The organism is Brevibacillus schisleri (assembly GCF_055685845.1).
Genome location: NZ_JBVNDM010000001.1, coordinates 4,286,578 through 4,301,515, shown reverse-complemented (window position 1 = coordinate 4,301,515; position 14,938 = coordinate 4,286,578). Strand labels below are relative to the sequence as shown.

The 14,938-nt window shown below is 48.1% G+C and carries 13 protein-coding genes; 12 read left to right on the top strand and 1 reads right to left on the bottom strand.

Translation table 11 applies throughout. The features are described from left to right. The first annotated feature begins 3 nt into the window (after positions 1-3). The 6 genes from ACUUHJ_RS20260 to ACUUHJ_RS20235 all read left to right on the top strand — a co-directional run bounded on the left by ACUUHJ_RS20260 (position 4) and on the right by ACUUHJ_RS20235 (position 6,642). Entirely contained in the window at positions 4-1,542 is a 1,539-nt protein-coding gene (locus tag ACUUHJ_RS20260; protein WP_106783012.1) for an acyl-CoA carboxylase subunit beta, read from the top strand. A 169-nt stretch (positions 1,543-1,711) separates the two neighbouring features. Then, positions 1,712-2,677, top strand: coding sequence for a ketopantoate reductase family protein (locus ACUUHJ_RS20255; protein ID WP_472299739.1), 966 nt, complete (start codon positions 1,712-1,714; stop codon positions 2,675-2,677). After that, the gene (locus tag ACUUHJ_RS20250; RefSeq protein WP_087348042.1) at positions 2,674-3,072 is read left to right on the top strand and encodes a DUF3397 domain-containing protein; all 399 of its coding nucleotides are present in this window, start codon (positions 2,674-2,676) and stop codon (positions 3,070-3,072) included. The genes ACUUHJ_RS20255 and ACUUHJ_RS20250 overlap by 4 nt, the downstream gene beginning before the upstream one ends. Before the next feature lie 52 nt (positions 3,073-3,124). Then, a complete protein-coding gene (locus tag ACUUHJ_RS20245) occupies positions 3,125-3,682 on the top strand; it encodes a helix-turn-helix domain-containing protein (protein WP_016740713.1) in 558 nt (185 codons plus the stop codon). A gap of 123 nt (positions 3,683-3,805) precedes the next feature. After that, on the top strand, positions 3,806-5,428 hold the full coding sequence (gene bshC, locus ACUUHJ_RS20240; protein ID WP_289673648.1) for a bacillithiol biosynthesis cysteine-adding enzyme BshC: 1,623 nt from the start codon (positions 3,806-3,808) through the stop codon (positions 5,426-5,428). Positions 5,429-5,589: 161 nt separating this feature from the next. After that, the gene (locus ACUUHJ_RS20235) at positions 5,590-6,642 is read left to right on the top strand and encodes an S-layer homology domain-containing protein (protein ID WP_472299738.1); all 1,053 of its coding nucleotides are present in this window, start codon (positions 5,590-5,592) and stop codon (positions 6,640-6,642) included. Positions 6,643-6,681: 39 nt separating this feature from the next. Here the strand turns inward: ACUUHJ_RS20235 and ACUUHJ_RS20230 are convergent, their stop codons facing one another. Beyond that, positions 6,682-7,944, bottom strand: a complete 1,263-nt coding sequence (locus ACUUHJ_RS20230; protein WP_472299737.1) for an APC family permease — start codon at positions 7,942-7,944, stop codon at positions 6,682-6,684. Between the two features lie 144 nt (positions 7,945-8,088). On the opposite strand from ACUUHJ_RS20230, the gene ACUUHJ_RS20225 reads away from it, so the two are divergent. The 6 genes from ACUUHJ_RS20225 to ACUUHJ_RS20200 all read left to right on the top strand — a co-directional run bounded on the left by ACUUHJ_RS20225 (position 8,089) and on the right by ACUUHJ_RS20200 (position 14,881). Next, positions 8,089-8,985, top strand: a complete 897-nt coding sequence (locus ACUUHJ_RS20225; RefSeq protein ID WP_472299736.1) for a LysR family transcriptional regulator — start codon at positions 8,089-8,091, stop codon at positions 8,983-8,985. Between the two features lie 83 nt (positions 8,986-9,068). Further along, on the top strand, positions 9,069-10,328 hold the full coding sequence (locus tag ACUUHJ_RS20220) for an adenosylhomocysteinase (RefSeq protein WP_016740718.1): 1,260 nt from the start codon (positions 9,069-9,071) through the stop codon (positions 10,326-10,328). Between the two features lie 151 nt (positions 10,329-10,479). Continuing rightward, positions 10,480-10,911, top strand: coding sequence for a division/cell wall cluster transcriptional repressor MraZ (gene mraZ, locus ACUUHJ_RS20215; protein WP_007717680.1), 432 nt, complete (start codon positions 10,480-10,482; stop codon positions 10,909-10,911). Positions 10,912-10,928: 17 nt separating this feature from the next. After that, on the top strand, positions 10,929-11,873 hold the full coding sequence (gene rsmH, locus ACUUHJ_RS20210) for a 16S rRNA (cytosine(1402)-N(4))-methyltransferase RsmH (protein WP_087348032.1): 945 nt from the start codon (positions 10,929-10,931) through the stop codon (positions 11,871-11,873). Between the two features lie 33 nt (positions 11,874-11,906). Beyond that, positions 11,907-12,320, top strand: coding sequence for a cell division protein FtsL (gene ftsL / locus ACUUHJ_RS20205; protein WP_289673643.1), 414 nt, complete (start codon positions 11,907-11,909; stop codon positions 12,318-12,320). 95 nt (positions 12,321-12,415) lie between these two features. Next, positions 12,416-14,881 (top strand): penicillin-binding protein, encoded by a 2,466-nt coding sequence (locus ACUUHJ_RS20200; RefSeq protein WP_472299735.1) that lies wholly within the window; start codon positions 12,416-12,418, stop codon positions 14,879-14,881. Positions 14,882-14,938 lie beyond the last annotated feature (57 nt).

Below are 14,938 nucleotides of genomic sequence, written 5' to 3'. Positions count from 1 at the left end.
CTGATGACCAAACATTTGGAAGACACATTGCACGAAAAAATCGCCCAAGTAGTGCAAGGCGGCGATGCCAAGTATCATGACAAGCTCAAGGAGCAAAACAAGCTGTTCGTTCGCGATCGCCTCAAGCTATTGTTCGATGACGAGTTCATGGTCGAGGATGGGCTGTTCGCGAATGTCATGGCAGGCGATCTGCCGGCGGATGGAGTTGTGACCGCAATTGGCAAGGTGAATGGTCAAACTGTCTGCGTGATGGCCAATGATTCAACAGTGAAAGCTGGGTCCTGGGGATCGCGGACCGTCGAAAAAATTATTCGGATTCAAGAGACTGCCGAAAAAATGCGTGTTCCCCTTCTCTACCTGGTCGATTCAGCAGGAGCGCGTATCACAGACCAATTGGAGATGTTCCCAGGCCGTCGGGGGGCTGGGCGAATCTTTTACAACCAAGTGAAGCTATCCGGCAAAATTCCACAAGTGTGCATTTTGTTTGGACCTTCTGCTGCTGGTGGCGCTTATATCCCAGCTTTTTGTGACATTGTCATCATGGTCGACAAAAACGCGAGCATGTACTTGGGCTCTCCGCGTATGGCGGAAATGGTGATCGGAGAAAAAGTGAGCTTGGAAGAGTTGGGCGGTGCACGCATGCATTGCTCCGTCAGCGGATGTGGCGACGTACTAGCGGCCAATGAGGAAGAAGCGATTCAAGCAGCGCGTAGCTATCTGCGCTTCTTCCCTGCGAACTATACATTGACGCCACCGACTGCACTGGCAAAAGCCCCTGTGTCAACAGCGAAAGAAATCACGAGCATCGTGCCCGAGAACCAAAATGCAGCTTTCAATATGCATGATGTCATTACAGCATTGGTCGACGAGGATTCGTTCTTTGAGATTAAAAAATTATTTGCTCAAGAGCTGATTACCGGATTGGCACGTCTGGATGGCAAGCCTGTCGGAATCATTGCCAACCAGCCGCGTGTGAAGGGAGGCGTTTTGTTTGTCGATTCGGCTGACAAGGCGGCTCGATTCATCACACTGTGCGATGCGTTTTCCATTCCACTGTTGTTCTTGGCGGATGTTCCTGGTTTTATGATAGGGACAGCCGTAGAGCGGGCAGGCATTATCAGACACGGGGCAAAAATGATCTCCGCCATGGCGGAAGCAACGGTACCGAAGATATCCGTCATTGTACGCAAAGCGTATGGTGCCGGCTTGTATGCAATGGCCAGCTCTGCATTTGAACCAGATGCTTGCCTCGCACTGCCCGGTGCCCAAATCGCCGTGATGGGACCAGAAGCAGCCGTTAATGCCGTCTACAGTAACAAAATACAGGCGATTGAGGACCCGGCAGAGCGCCAAGCGTTTATTCAGGAAAAACGTAGAGAATATCAGGAAGACATCGATCTGTACTTGCTGGCATCGAACTTGATTGTAGATGCTGTTGTACCTCCAAGCGAACTGAGACGCGAATTAATCCAACGCTACGAGGTTTACAAGGAAAAGCGTCACGTTTTTTCGGACAGAAAGCATGCTGTTTATCCCGTATAAATCAAGGGTCAGGCTATCGTCAAAGGGCGATAGCCTTTTTTTTACAAAAAATGTGAAAGGGCCTAGGAATATTTCGATAATTTCGATCTTTTTTTGTGGCAATCAATTGAACAATCCCGAAAACTCTGTTATTCTTGAAAAATAAGCATTGATTAATGTGGGTGAACAAATGCTGCTAGAACCAATGACGTGTCAGGTGGTAGTCGTAGGTGGCGGGTCTGTCGGGCTGCTGTATGCAGCGAGGCTTGCGCTTGCTGGACAACTTGTCACGATTGTCACACGCAGTTCACTCCAGGCGAATCAGTTAAATGAACGCGGGCTCAGCTTTCAAAAGCTGAATGGCGAGACAGTCACTGTTTCCGTCACCGCGAGCCCCATTGAAGAAGGATTGCCTGAAGGGAATCTGTATCTGTTAACTGTAAAGCAGCCAGATTTGCATAGCGTGCTTCCAGCGTTACGAGGGTTAGACCTCAAGGCAAGAGTGATCGCTTTGCAAAATGGCATGGGTCATTACGAATTGCTTCGAACCGTTTTAACGGAGACACAGTGCTTCTTTGCGATTAATACGGAAGGGGCAAGGAGAATGTCGCCTACAGAAGTCGTGCATACCGGTACAGGTACTTTGCGCGTAGGCTCTTGGGAGACTTCTGATTGCAATGATCCACTGATTCGTACATTTGTTGAGTGGGCAATATCAACAGGCATGGAGGCTGTCTATGAAAAGGCAATACAGCCCTTTGCTTGGCGCAAGCTCATTGCAAATGCGCTGATCAATCCGTTAACTGCGCTTTTTGAAATCCCAAATGGTGCTCTCCTCGAAAATTCACATACGCAACAGCTCATGCGTGCTTTATTTGCGGAAGCAGCTACAGTGGCTGCGTATGCCGGACAAAAAATCGAGGATGCAGACTTGCAGGAAATTGTCTCCATTTGCCGAAATACTTCCCGTAATCTTTCCTCCATGCTGCAGGATATTAAGAAGCGCAGACCGACGGAAGTGCAGTCTATCAACGGCTATCTCGTCCAAGTAGGACAAAAGGCCGGGATTCCGACACCGCTGCACGAAACCTTGCTTCGCGTTATCCTTCTTAAGTCAGACATGGGAATACGGAAGGAGGGAGGCGACAGTAGATGACCTTTTTGGCGAATGTCTGGGCCTATTTGTGGGGGACGCTGACGGTTGTGCCGTTTCTCGGATTTCCGATCGTTTATTTCATCTTGTATGGAATGACGCGGAACAAGAAATTGGCAGGCCGCTTCGCGATAAATATCACGAATCTTTTGGTGATTCGCTCTGCCGTTTCCACTTACGAACTGATTTGGCCCGAGGCATTTTCCGCTTGGTGGTGGGTATTTTGCTTTTACTTGGTGGTAATCATGCTCCTTGGGTGGGTACAGATGAAGTTGAAGGGGCGGCTCTCCCTCAAAAAGGTAGGATTTTCAGCCTGGCGATTGTCGTTTCTCTGGTTTGGAATCGTCTACATAGTGCTGTTTACGACCGGAATTATCAAAACGATGGGTGTCGTGTAAAGCACTGTTGATACATATCGTATTTATTCCGATAAGAAAGAAGGTTGGAACTATGCGACTTCCCATCGAGACCATCGGTCATAAGATTCGAATGATTCGGAAAGAACGCGGCTTTACCTTGGAAATTATGGCAGGAAAGACAGGGTTAAGCAAAGGTTTGCTGAGCCAAGTAGAGCGTGGAATTTCGCAGCCGTCACTGGATTCGCTGTGGAAAATCACCAAAGCTCTGGAGTCACCCATCATTCATTTTTTCGAAGATATTGATCAAAAGCAGGTGCATGTGACTCGCTTGCAAAAACGCAGACAACTGGTCTTTCCTGAATCGACGGGCACTTATTCGCTACTCTCGATGGGAGGTAGTGCCAAGCTGGGGATGCTGGAAGTGCGCCTGATGCCTGGAGAAATGGCTGTTGACAAGTTCGTGCAGTCAGAGGGAGAAGAGTGCTTCACGGTCATCACTGGAAGTGTGACAGCACGCTTCAACGATGAAGAGCATGTATTGGAAGCAGGAGACAGTATTTCATTTGACAGCAGCAAAACACACGCAATCGAAAATACAGGAGAGACGGAAGCGTTGTTAATCTGGTCCGTCAACCCTCCGCAATTTTAATGCGAGCGCAAACAAGCTTATATTACACTTTGACAACCCATTAAAGTGGGTTGTCTTGTTTTTTGTGGCTGTGGAGCATGTTATAATTTTGGTTGACCATGGCCCGAAGAAAGGTGAGCTTGCATGAATGTTGAATGTCTCGCGCTTCCATTGGCGAATACGCTGGCACAGGAGTACCAGCAGCAAAATGCCTCTGCATTACAGTTTTTTGCGCATAATCCCTACCGTGAACAGTCCTACCGAGAACGCGTGGAATGGCTTCAAAGTCAATCCTATCCTCACCGTAACCAGCTCGTGGAAGGTTTATATCGTTTTAATAAAGAGATGGATTCTCACCCTGAAGCACTGAAAAATATCGAGTTGCTCAAACAGCCGGACACTTATGTGGTCATCGGTGGTCAGCAAGCAGGAGTTCTGGGTGGACCACTCTATACGGTCAACAAAGCTGTTCATCTGATCCAGGCAGCGAAGAGGTTGTCTGCCGAGCTTCAGGCGAACGTCATTCCGGTGTTCTGGATTGCTGGCGAAGATCATGACATCGATGAGATTGATCATGTGTACTGGGGAGCGGACGATGGAAAGCGCCTGCATAAAGAGCGACTGGCTCTGAACAAAAAGGGCCGCCAATCCGCAAGTACGCTACCCTTGGACCCTGAGCTGTGTACGCAGTTCCTGGAGAAATTTTTCCAGGGACAAACAGAGACTGCCGAAACCAAACAGATTCGTGAGTTGCTGACGCAGACCGCGGCAGATTCGCGCACAGTCGCAGAATGGTTTGCCCGCTTGATGGCAAAATTGTTTGGCAAGCACGGTCTCGTTCTGGTTGAATCCTCGTTGCCGTTCGTTCGTGAACTGCAGCAACCTATTTTTTCACAGATCATTGAAAACAATGAGCAACTGACGAAGGTGTTACTGCGGGCAGCGGATCGGATTTCAACTGCTGGCTATCCGCTTCAATTGCAAGTGGAAGAGCATCAGGCCAATCTGTTCGTCTATGAGGGCGATGATCGATTGCTGCTGGAACGTCACGGAGAGCGCTTCATCAATCGGAGACGTGCTTACAGTCGCGATGAATTGCTCAAGCAGGTCGCAGATTCCCCGGAGCGTTTTAGTACAAATGTTGTAACCCGTGGGTTGATGCAGGAGCATCTGTTTCCTACGCTTGCCTTCATTGGAGGTCCGGGCGAGATTTCGTACTGGGCGTTTTATCGGGAGGTATTCGAGCTATTCGGGATGCAGATGCCGATCGTATTGCCTCGTATGTCCATTACCCTTGTGGAAGGTGCTCAACTGAGACTGCTGGATAGCTTGGGGCTTTCTGTTGAACGAGTCTTGACTGATTTCGCCGCTTGGAAAACCGAGTGGTCCAAAAACCAGGCGCCACATCCACTGGAACAGCAATTCGCTTCGGCACGGGAGTCGATGATGTCCATCTATCGTCCGTTGGTAGAGGAAGTCGTTTCTCTGGATGGCGGATTGCGTGGTCTGGCTGAGAAAAATAGTAAGCTGCTGTTAGAGCAAGTCTCCTTTTTGGAAGAGCGTCTGATTCGTTCGCTACAGCAAAAGGATGATGTAGAGCACGTGCGCGTCCAACGAATTGAGACCGCTTTGTTGCCCGAAGGTGGACTGCAAGAAAGAAAGCATTCGTTTTTCCCGTTTGCAAATAAGTATGGTCTTGGTTTGATTGACCGATTAGTAGATGCGCCATTCGCGCATGATGGTACTCATCAACTTTATTACCTGTAAAATAAAGCGCAAAATAGTCGGATCGTCCCAGAAGTGGACCCGGCTATTTTTTTATTGTTAAAGTAGATGGAAAACTTTTCTATAAATTATGCCGAAACTTTTCCGACAAATTCTGCGTATTAGTAGTAATGAATTGTTTTTGGGGAAAGGTGGTACTCGGGATGCAGATTACATTACAACAAATCGGGAAAAAAGCCACTCTACTCGTTGTTAGCTTGTCGGTTTTATTGACGGGCATAACAACCGTAGGAATGAAAAAGGCCGACGCACGGGAAGAATACGTGGCCAATTCCCCTGCATTTCTCGACACAAATGGACATTGGGCGGCAAAGGAAATAGGGATTGCTACCAAAAAAGGATTGATCAAAGGTTTTCCCGACGGAACCTTTAAGCCAGAGCAAACGGTGACGCAAGAACAGTTTTTATCCCTGATTGAACGCGTCATACCTGCCTTCACAGGGCATGAGCCTGACAAAGATATCAAAGAGACCTACTTGCAGGCTGCTATGGGACGATGGTCGGAAAAAACCTATCACCATTTGGCTTCAGCGGGTATTATGCCATCCGGGAAACCGACGGAAAGTATGACACGGTTGGAAGCGGCAAGAACCTTACTGGCAGCCATCGGGCATCAATCAGAAGGGGAAAAATATCGGGGAACGACTACGAAATTTTTCACGGATCTTTCGGTCGAAAATGAAACACAGGTGATGACGGTCTACCCTGCCTATAAAATGGGGATTTTAGCTGGCTTTCCAGATGGAAGCTTTCGTCCTGATGACAAAATCAACAGAGCACAGGCAGTCGTCCTGTTAAATCGTTTGGAAACAAAAATCGATGAGCTGTACCCTGGCAACGTATCCGAAAGCGAGAAAAAGGCAATGACACAAGCAGTCTCGTCATTTGTAGGTGACGTGATGGATAAGCAAAAGATTCGTCGCTATGATGACTTGGTCGCGTATGTAAAGAAAAACAATCAGGCTGTGAGCGAATCGTTTTTACGCGAGCATTTTTCGTTTATGCAGTATGAAGTGTATGATTATGTCCGGTTTCCGCAGTTTAATGAGCTGATGTACTTTGCCAAAATCGGAATGAATAAATATAGAATGACGGTTCAATATTACGCAGGAGATTTGGGCGGAAGTGTTGATCGTACGTTTTACCTTTCCTCGAGTGATGGCAAAACGTTTCGACTGATTGGAAAAGATGAATAAGAAAAGAAGGCTGGGACATGACCTCAGCCTTTTTTTCTTTCAGGTATGACGTTTTTGGCAGATAAAAAGAACGAGTGCAATCACGAGCGGATAGAGAGCGGACCACCCCAAAAAAGGATAGAGTCCTACTGTACAGACGAGAGAAGTCCAGGAAGCGATTCTGCCTACGCGACTATTGTGCAAGAGCCGGACCCCTGCTAAACACCCGCCGATGTAAGTCGCAAAAAAGGTAGCATTGGGCAGCTCGATGAGTCTCGACAAGTCGATCACGTCGATATAGAGTACGCCAAGAACGACGACAAAACAAAGGGAGAGAAACAGAAGTCCGCCGGTTGGTGTCCGGTATTTGGCGTGGAGAGTGCCAAACCAGCGAGGAGCGATCTTTTCTTGGGCCAACGAATAGGCGATGCGCGACGCAGCTCCAATGTAAGCGTTGGCTGTAGCGATACAAATGAACAAGGCGGTTACAGCTACAATCCACCCGCCGATCGGTCCTAAAGAGAGTTGAACCATGACACTAAGCGAGGCAGCGGAGATACCTCCCCCGTAGCTATGCGTAGCCACAGTCATAAAGGCTACGGCAAAGTACAAGAGAGCGACGATTCCCGCACTCCACAAAACACCGCGAATCGCGTTTTTTGCAGGATCGACGAATTCCTCTGAGAGATGCGTCACGGCTTCCCACCCAATGAAGCACCAGAACATCAGACCTGCTGCTTGCACGACACTCAACCAACCGTTTGGCAAAAAAGGGGTAAAGTGAGTGACAGAGGCATGCGGAATGCTGGCGACAACGGCCAAAATCAATATCGTGATAATCAGCGAGACAACAACGGTTTGGACACGTGCAGCTAAATGCAAGCCTACAACATTCATTATAAGGACAGCGAGAAGAAGCAGACCAGCCGCCGCATATACTTGCGACTCACTCCAGTTCAGCAGGATCGCAATGTAGTTGGCCCCTGTCACACTCAGAATCGGTGCGCCAATCGGGACAGATAAGAGAAAGAACCAGCCAACCATGTTTCCGAATCGATCTCCGTACGCTGTCCGTACAAAGGTAGAGACTCCTCCTGAGCTTGGATAACGAGCAGATAACAGCCCCATCGTAATGGCCATGGGCAGGACGAGAATGGACATGACGAGCCAAGCTAAAATGGAAGCAGGGCCAGCCTTCTCCGCTGCGAGTCCAGGGATGAGCAATACGCCGGAACCGATCACAGCCCCGATGTATAAGGCGATGATCTGTGGAAGTCGCAGTGTTTTAGCTAGACCGGGGGCTTGCGTAGATAATTTCCCCATAGGTAGATCCCTCACTTTTTTTACTTACCTTGTCGTTGATAACTGAAGTGTAGCATAGACATAATTATCGGAGTTATCTATAATATTAGATGATTCAAATCGATTTTTCCGATGAAATGAGGGGGGAATCTGGATACTCGTTATTTGCAAACCTTCCGTGAAGTAGCAAAATGCCAAAGCTTTACTCGTGCAGCAGAAGTGCTGGGCTACGCGCAGTCGAGTGTGACGACCCAAATTCAAAATCTGGAGTCGGAGTTCGGTGTCAGTCTATTCGAGCGTTGGGGCAAAAAGATCAGGCTTACCCATGCAGGCGAAGTGCTTCTAGGCTACAGCGAACAGCTACAAGCTGTATTAGATGAGGCAAAAGCGAATCTGTCAGAGCAAGCGCAACTGGCAGGAACGTTGCGTATCGGAACAGTCGAGTCATTGGCAGCCTTTTATTTACCTCCTTATTTGCAAAAATTCCGCTTGGAGCAGCCGCGTATGCGGATCATGCTTGCACCGGGCATCTGCCAAGACTTGAGGCAGGGAGTAAAGGAAGGAAAGTTCGATTTCGCTTTTGTGCTCGATTGGCTACAAGATCAATCTGAGCTGGCAAATGTCGTTTTAGGTGAGGAAAAACTAGTTGTTGTTGCTGCCCCTACCCATCCGCTTGTGAAAAAAGAGAAGGTAGAAACCCATGATTTTACCGGGGAAACCTGGATTTTTACAGAAAAGGGATGCAGTTACCGCGGGATGATGGAATCGGTGTTGCGTGAAGCAGGCGCCACGGTGGAATCTTCTTTTGAATTCGGCAGTCTGGAAGCGATTAAACAATGTGTTGCCTATGATTTAGGAATTGCGTTACTTCCGAAAATTGTCGTACAAGAAGAAGTGAAAAATGGTACACTAGTGATACTCTCGTTTTCCCATCCGGATATCCGTGTTTTCCGACAGTTGGTCTACCATAAAAAGAAATGGATGCCGCAGGCTTTGTTACGCTTTTTGGAGCTACTTACGGTAGAAACCACGGAGCGTAAACTGCCGCCAATAGGAAAATAATTGGAAAAACTGATGATGGTTGAACTTGCGTATGATATGATAGACAAGGTTGCTTTATGAGATAAAAGGAGGTCCATCCGTACATGAACACAGTATCTGAAAGCATCGTAAAAGATATGGCGTTGGCGCACAACGGCCATCTGAAAATTGATTGGGTAAAAGAACACATGCCTGTCTTAAACCGCATTCGTGAGCGCTTTGAAAAAGAGCAGCCGTTTGCAGGCCTGAAAGTTGCGATCTCCTTGCACTTGGAAGCAAAAACAGCTTATCTGGCAAAAGTAGTTCAAGCTGGTGGCGCTGAAGTAACCATTACTGGTTCCAACCCGCTGTCCACGCAAGATGATATTTGTGCAGCATTGGTGGAAGACGGTATCCGTGTATTTGCGAAATACAATCCAGATCCTGCTGAATACAAAGAGCATCTGATCAAAACGCTGGAAACTCGTCCTGACCTGATCATTGATGACGGTGGCGACCTGATCACGATTTTGCACAGCGAGCGCCGTGATCTGCTGTCTCAAGTGCGCGGTGGTGCAGAAGAAACGACAACTGGTATTTTGCGCCTGAAAGCGTTGGAGAAAGAGGGCAAGCTGGAGTTCCCAATGGTTGCCGTAAACGATGCATTCTGCAAATACTTGTTCGACAACCGCTATGGTACGGGTCAATCCGTATGGGATGGTATCAACCGTACAACAAACCTCGTAGTTGCTGGTAAAACAGTTGTGGTAGCTGGCTATGGCTGGTGCGGTAAAGGTGTAGCAATGCGTGCAAAAGGTTTGGGCGCAAAAGTAATCGTAACCGAAATCGACCCAATCAAAGCGGTAGAAGCTTACATGGATGGATTTGAAGTAATGCCAATGCTCGAAGCTGCGAAGCATGGTGACTACTTCGTAACAGTGACAGGTAACCGCGATATCATCAGCAAAGAGCATTTTGCTGTGATGAAAGATGGCGCAATCTTGTCCAACGCAGGTCACTTCGATGTCGAAGTAAACAAGGTCGATCTGAATGCCATGTCGACTTCTTCCCGTATTGTGCGTAAAGATATTGAAGAATTTGTCTTGACTGATGGTCGAAAAGTGTATCTGCTCGCAGAAGGCCGCCTCGTGAACCTGGCTGCTGGCGACGGACATCCGGCTGAAATCATGGATATGACCTTTGCTTTGCAAGCGGTATCCTTGGCTTATGTCAATGAACAGTACAAAAACATTGGCAAAAAGGTGCTGAACGTACCATTCGAGTTGGATCAAATGGTGGCTCAGTACAAGTTGGAAGCTCTGAACATCGGAATCGACAAATTGACAGATGAGCAAAAATCCTACCTGGAAAGCTGGGTCGAATAGTTCCTCGAATCCCGTCTTTTCCCGGCAAAAAAATATGCGAAAAAATCCTGCTTACAAACGCAGGATTTTTTTTTATAATAACAAATAGGTACTAGGTGGGGAAAAGTGGGGGAAAGTGGAGCCAGCCGACAGGAAAGTGGGGGACCAGGGCGTGTTCATGGGGGAATATCAGCACAGCATCGACGAAAAAGGCCGCCTGACGATCCCAGCCAAATTCCGTGAAGGGCTCGGTACTTCCTTTGTGATTACCCGCGGCCTAGACCAATGTTTGTTTGCTTATCCGCAAGATGAGTGGAAACAACTAGAGGAAAGACTTAAGTCTCTCCCATTTACAAAAGCAGATGCTCGCGCATTTACACGATTTTTCTTTTCAGGTGCCACCGAATGCGAGTGGGACAAGCAGGGAAGGGTAAACATACCACCCAATTTACGTGAGCATGCAGGCATGCAAAAAGAATGTGTGATCATCGGGGTATCAAACCGTGTAGAGGTATGGAGCAAGGAACGCTGGGAAGATTATTTTGCCCAGTCAGAAGGCTCTTTTGGAGAAATTGCCGAAAAACTGGTTGATTTTAATTTGTAGCAGCGAGAAGAACAGGAGTGACGACATTGTCGTTTCATCACGTAACCGTTTTGATGGATGAGGCTGTCCAAGGGCTAAATATTCGTCCTGGGGGCATTTATGTAGACTGTACACTCGGCGGAGCTGGGCATAGCAGTTTGATTGCTTCCAAGCTGACGGAGGGCGGTCGACTTATCGCCATCGATCAGGACGACTGGGCACTGGATAATGCCCGCGAAAGACTCGCTTCCTATATGGATAGAGTCACGCTGGTAAAGAGCAACTTCCGCCATATCAAAGACATTGTGAGAGATTTAGGCTTGGCTGGTGTAGACGGGGTATTATTTGACCTCGGGGTATCCTCTCCACAATTGGACGAGGGAGAGCGAGGCTTCAGCTACAATGCCGATGCGCCCTTGGATATGAGAATGGACCAGCAAGCGCCATTGTCCGCCTATGACATTATCAATGAGTGGGATGAAGAAGAGATTGCCAAGATCATTTGGCTCTACGGTGAAGAGAAATTTTCCCGTCGAATTGCCCGGCAAATCGTTCAACAACGGAAGAAGCAGCCGATCCAAACAACAGGTGAACTCGTTGAGTTGATTAAGGAAGGAATTCCTGCCGCTGCGCGCCGTACCGGACCCCATCCGGCGAAGCGTACCTTTCAGGCAATTCGGATCGCTGTCAATGATGAATTGGATGCATTCAAAGAGGCCGTCGTCGATGCAATTGAGGTTTTGAATCCAGAAGGTCGCGTAAGTGTCATTACGTTTCATTCCTTAGAGGACAGAATCTGCAAGCAAATTTATCAAGACTTTTCAAAAGGGTGCACGTGCCCGCCAGCCTTTCCGATTTGTACATGCGGAAATAAAGCAGTAGTAAAAGTCATTACTAGAAAGCCGATTTTGCCATCAGAAGAAGAATTAGAAGCAAACAAACGTGCACGATCAGCTAAACTACGGGTAGCGGAGAAGCTGTAGACCGGGATCGACGAGAAAGGGGAGGGAGAAGCGATGAGTTATTACTACCGAGGGAATTTAGCTATGGAGCTGGAACAACAATCCCGCTCTGTAACGAAAACAACAAAGCGCACGGTCCGAATCAAGCCAACGATTCCGACCGGAGAAAAATTGCTGTATCTCTTATTTATCTCGTTAACCGTCGTCGGCTTGGGTCTAGTGGGTGTCCGCTACTCGCAAATTTCCCAGTTGAATTACGAAATCCAGACCACCAAACATGAAAACCGTGTAACGGCCGAAAAAAATGCAACGTTGAAACTGCAAATTGAGCAAATGACCAACCGGGATCGCCTGCAAAAAGAAGCAGAGAAGCAGGGGATGGTATACAATCCAGCAGCTGTACATACGATCGGGAACCCAGAAGTACAGGCGAGTTCTCTGCCAAAATCACAACCCAAAAAACCTTAAATGTTACTGCGCCTTATGTGCGGTAACATTTTTTCTTAGCTGGGCCAGTTGGCTTAGGGAGCGGGCGATCTTTGATGCGATGGAGATGAACGGAGATGGAATGGAAGCGAAAAGTAAATTGGCGAATTCTCATGGTAGCCTTATGTACGATTTTGATTTTTTCGACGTTGAGTTTTCGAATCTACTGGCTTCAGACTGTCAAAGCTACCGAAATCATGGGAACGGCTCAAGAGCAGTGGGATAGGGAGCAAGTCTTGAAGCCCAAGCGCGGGGCGATCTATGATCGAAATGGCGAGATTTTGGCGTATAACGGAAAGGCATACACGGTAAACGCAAAACTGAAGCCGCGCAATGATAAAGACGAAGATTTTGTGAAAGATCCGTACTACACAGCGAATATGCTGGCTCCTATTTTGAATGCGCCGGTTCCTGAGTTAGTGAAGAATTTGACTAAGCCGAACAAAGTCGTGGAATTGGGACGCTTCGGGCTGAAGATCAGTGAAGAGCAAAAGAACCGAATTCTAAATTTGCAATATCCGACACTGCCAAGTGGTGAGAAGCTCAAAAAGAATCAGCTCCCAGGAATCTATTTGACTGAAACGACTCGCCGGGTTTATCCGAATAACGCCTTCGCTTCCCATGTGATCGGTTATCTTGACTTGTATGATGAACCGAAAATGGGGATCGAGCTGCAATTTAACGATAAATTGGCTGGCCAAAAGGGACATATTGCCTACCAAAAGGATCGTGCAGGCTACCAGCTGCCGGACGGAGAAGGGGAGTACACTCCGGCAATAGACGGCGTAGATGTATATCTCACGATTGATCGCCAGATACAGGATTATGTAGAACAAGCCCTTGATAAGGTGGAGCAGCAGTACAAGCCGCAGGGCATGACGGTCGTTGTAGCCGACCCGCAAACGGGCGAGGTATTGGCGATGGGCAACCGCTCGCAGTTTAATCCGAATACGTACTACAACGGGGTTGAAAACTACAACAACCATGCGGTCACTACAATGTTCGAGCCGGGCTCAACGTTTAAGATTATTACGCTGGCGGCAGCGATTGAAGAAAAAATGTTTAATCAGAATGAAACCTACCAATCAGGTGCTTACACCATCAAGGGACAGATTCCGATCCGTGACCACAACAATGGTGCCGGTTGGGGAACCATCAGCTTTTTAGAAGGGGTTCAGCGATCGAGTAACGTATTGTTCGCTAAGTTGGGTTATGAACGGTTGAAGCTGGAGGGTCTAAAGAAATACTTCAAAAAATTCGGGATGGGTCAAAAAACTGGAATTGAGCTTCCCTACGAGAAAAAAGGAAGTTTGATCAACCTGGACAAACCTCAGTCACCGCGTGACTGGGCTGCAACAACGTATGGTCAAGCAGCGACGGTTACGGCGATCCAGCAGGTTGCCGCTGTGGGGGCGATCGCGAATGGAGGAGAGCTTCTAAAACCTCATATTTTAAAAGAAATGCGTGATCCTCACACAGGAGCCGTTGTCGAACGCACGCAACGTGAGGTTGTGGATCGGGTCGTAAGCGAAGCGACTGCAAAACAGACACGCGACATTTTGGGCAAGGTTGTCTCAGAAAAACCTGGAACTGGTACACTATATCAGATCGAAGGGTATCAAGTCGCAGGAAAGACGGGAACTGCACAAAAATATGATCCTAACACTGGGAAAATTTTGGATGGTCGTTACGTGGTTTCCTTCATCGGTTTTGCGCCAAAAGACAATCCGAAGCTGTTGGTTTATGTTGTCATTGACGATCCGAAAACTGATGCATGGTATGCATTGTGGGGCCAAATGATGCTTGCGCCGATGTTTACATCTATCATGGAGCGCAGCCTGCAATATTTGCAGCAGCAGCCTGATCTGTCGGTAGTTAAGAGTACTGAAAAACCGACGCCGAAAAAAGAAGTACAGGCAGCGCTGGCATCCTCACCAGCTACACAGAAGACATTGCCTAAGTTTGAAGGGATGTCCACGACAGCCGCACAATTGCGGGCGAAGCAGGACAATTTGACGGTCACGGTAGCCGGAACAGGTACGAAAATCGTCAAACAGTATCCCGAAGCTTATAATCAGGTCGTTCCAGGTGAACAGATCATCCTTGTAACGGACAGGGTAAAAGGAACGAAGATGCCTGACTTCAAAGGAAAATCATTGCGGGACGTCATGGAGTTCACCTCTTTGATCAATCTCGCAGTGAAATCGACTGGAACTGGCTTTGTCGCCCAACAAAGTATTCCTCCGGGAACGGTGCTCCAAGGTACTGAGCTGCTTCAGCTGACGCTACAATCCGTGTCGGAACCACCTGTACCGGCAACACCTCCTTCTGGTCAGGAGGGCAGCACATTGCCTGCTACAACAACGCCGAACAATACAGGAGCGAATTCTCCTACAAATCCAACAGGAGGAAATAATCCGGCTCCACCATCTTCCGGTCAGCAAACCGGGCAAGGTGGAGCAGCACAGCCACCAGCTTCTGGACAGGCACCACCTCCTGACAAACCAGGAGACCAATCAACACAAACACCGACAACTCCATAGTTCTAACTAGTCCCCCCTGCGAATAAGGTTAAGAAGAGACAACCTATTTGAGGGGGG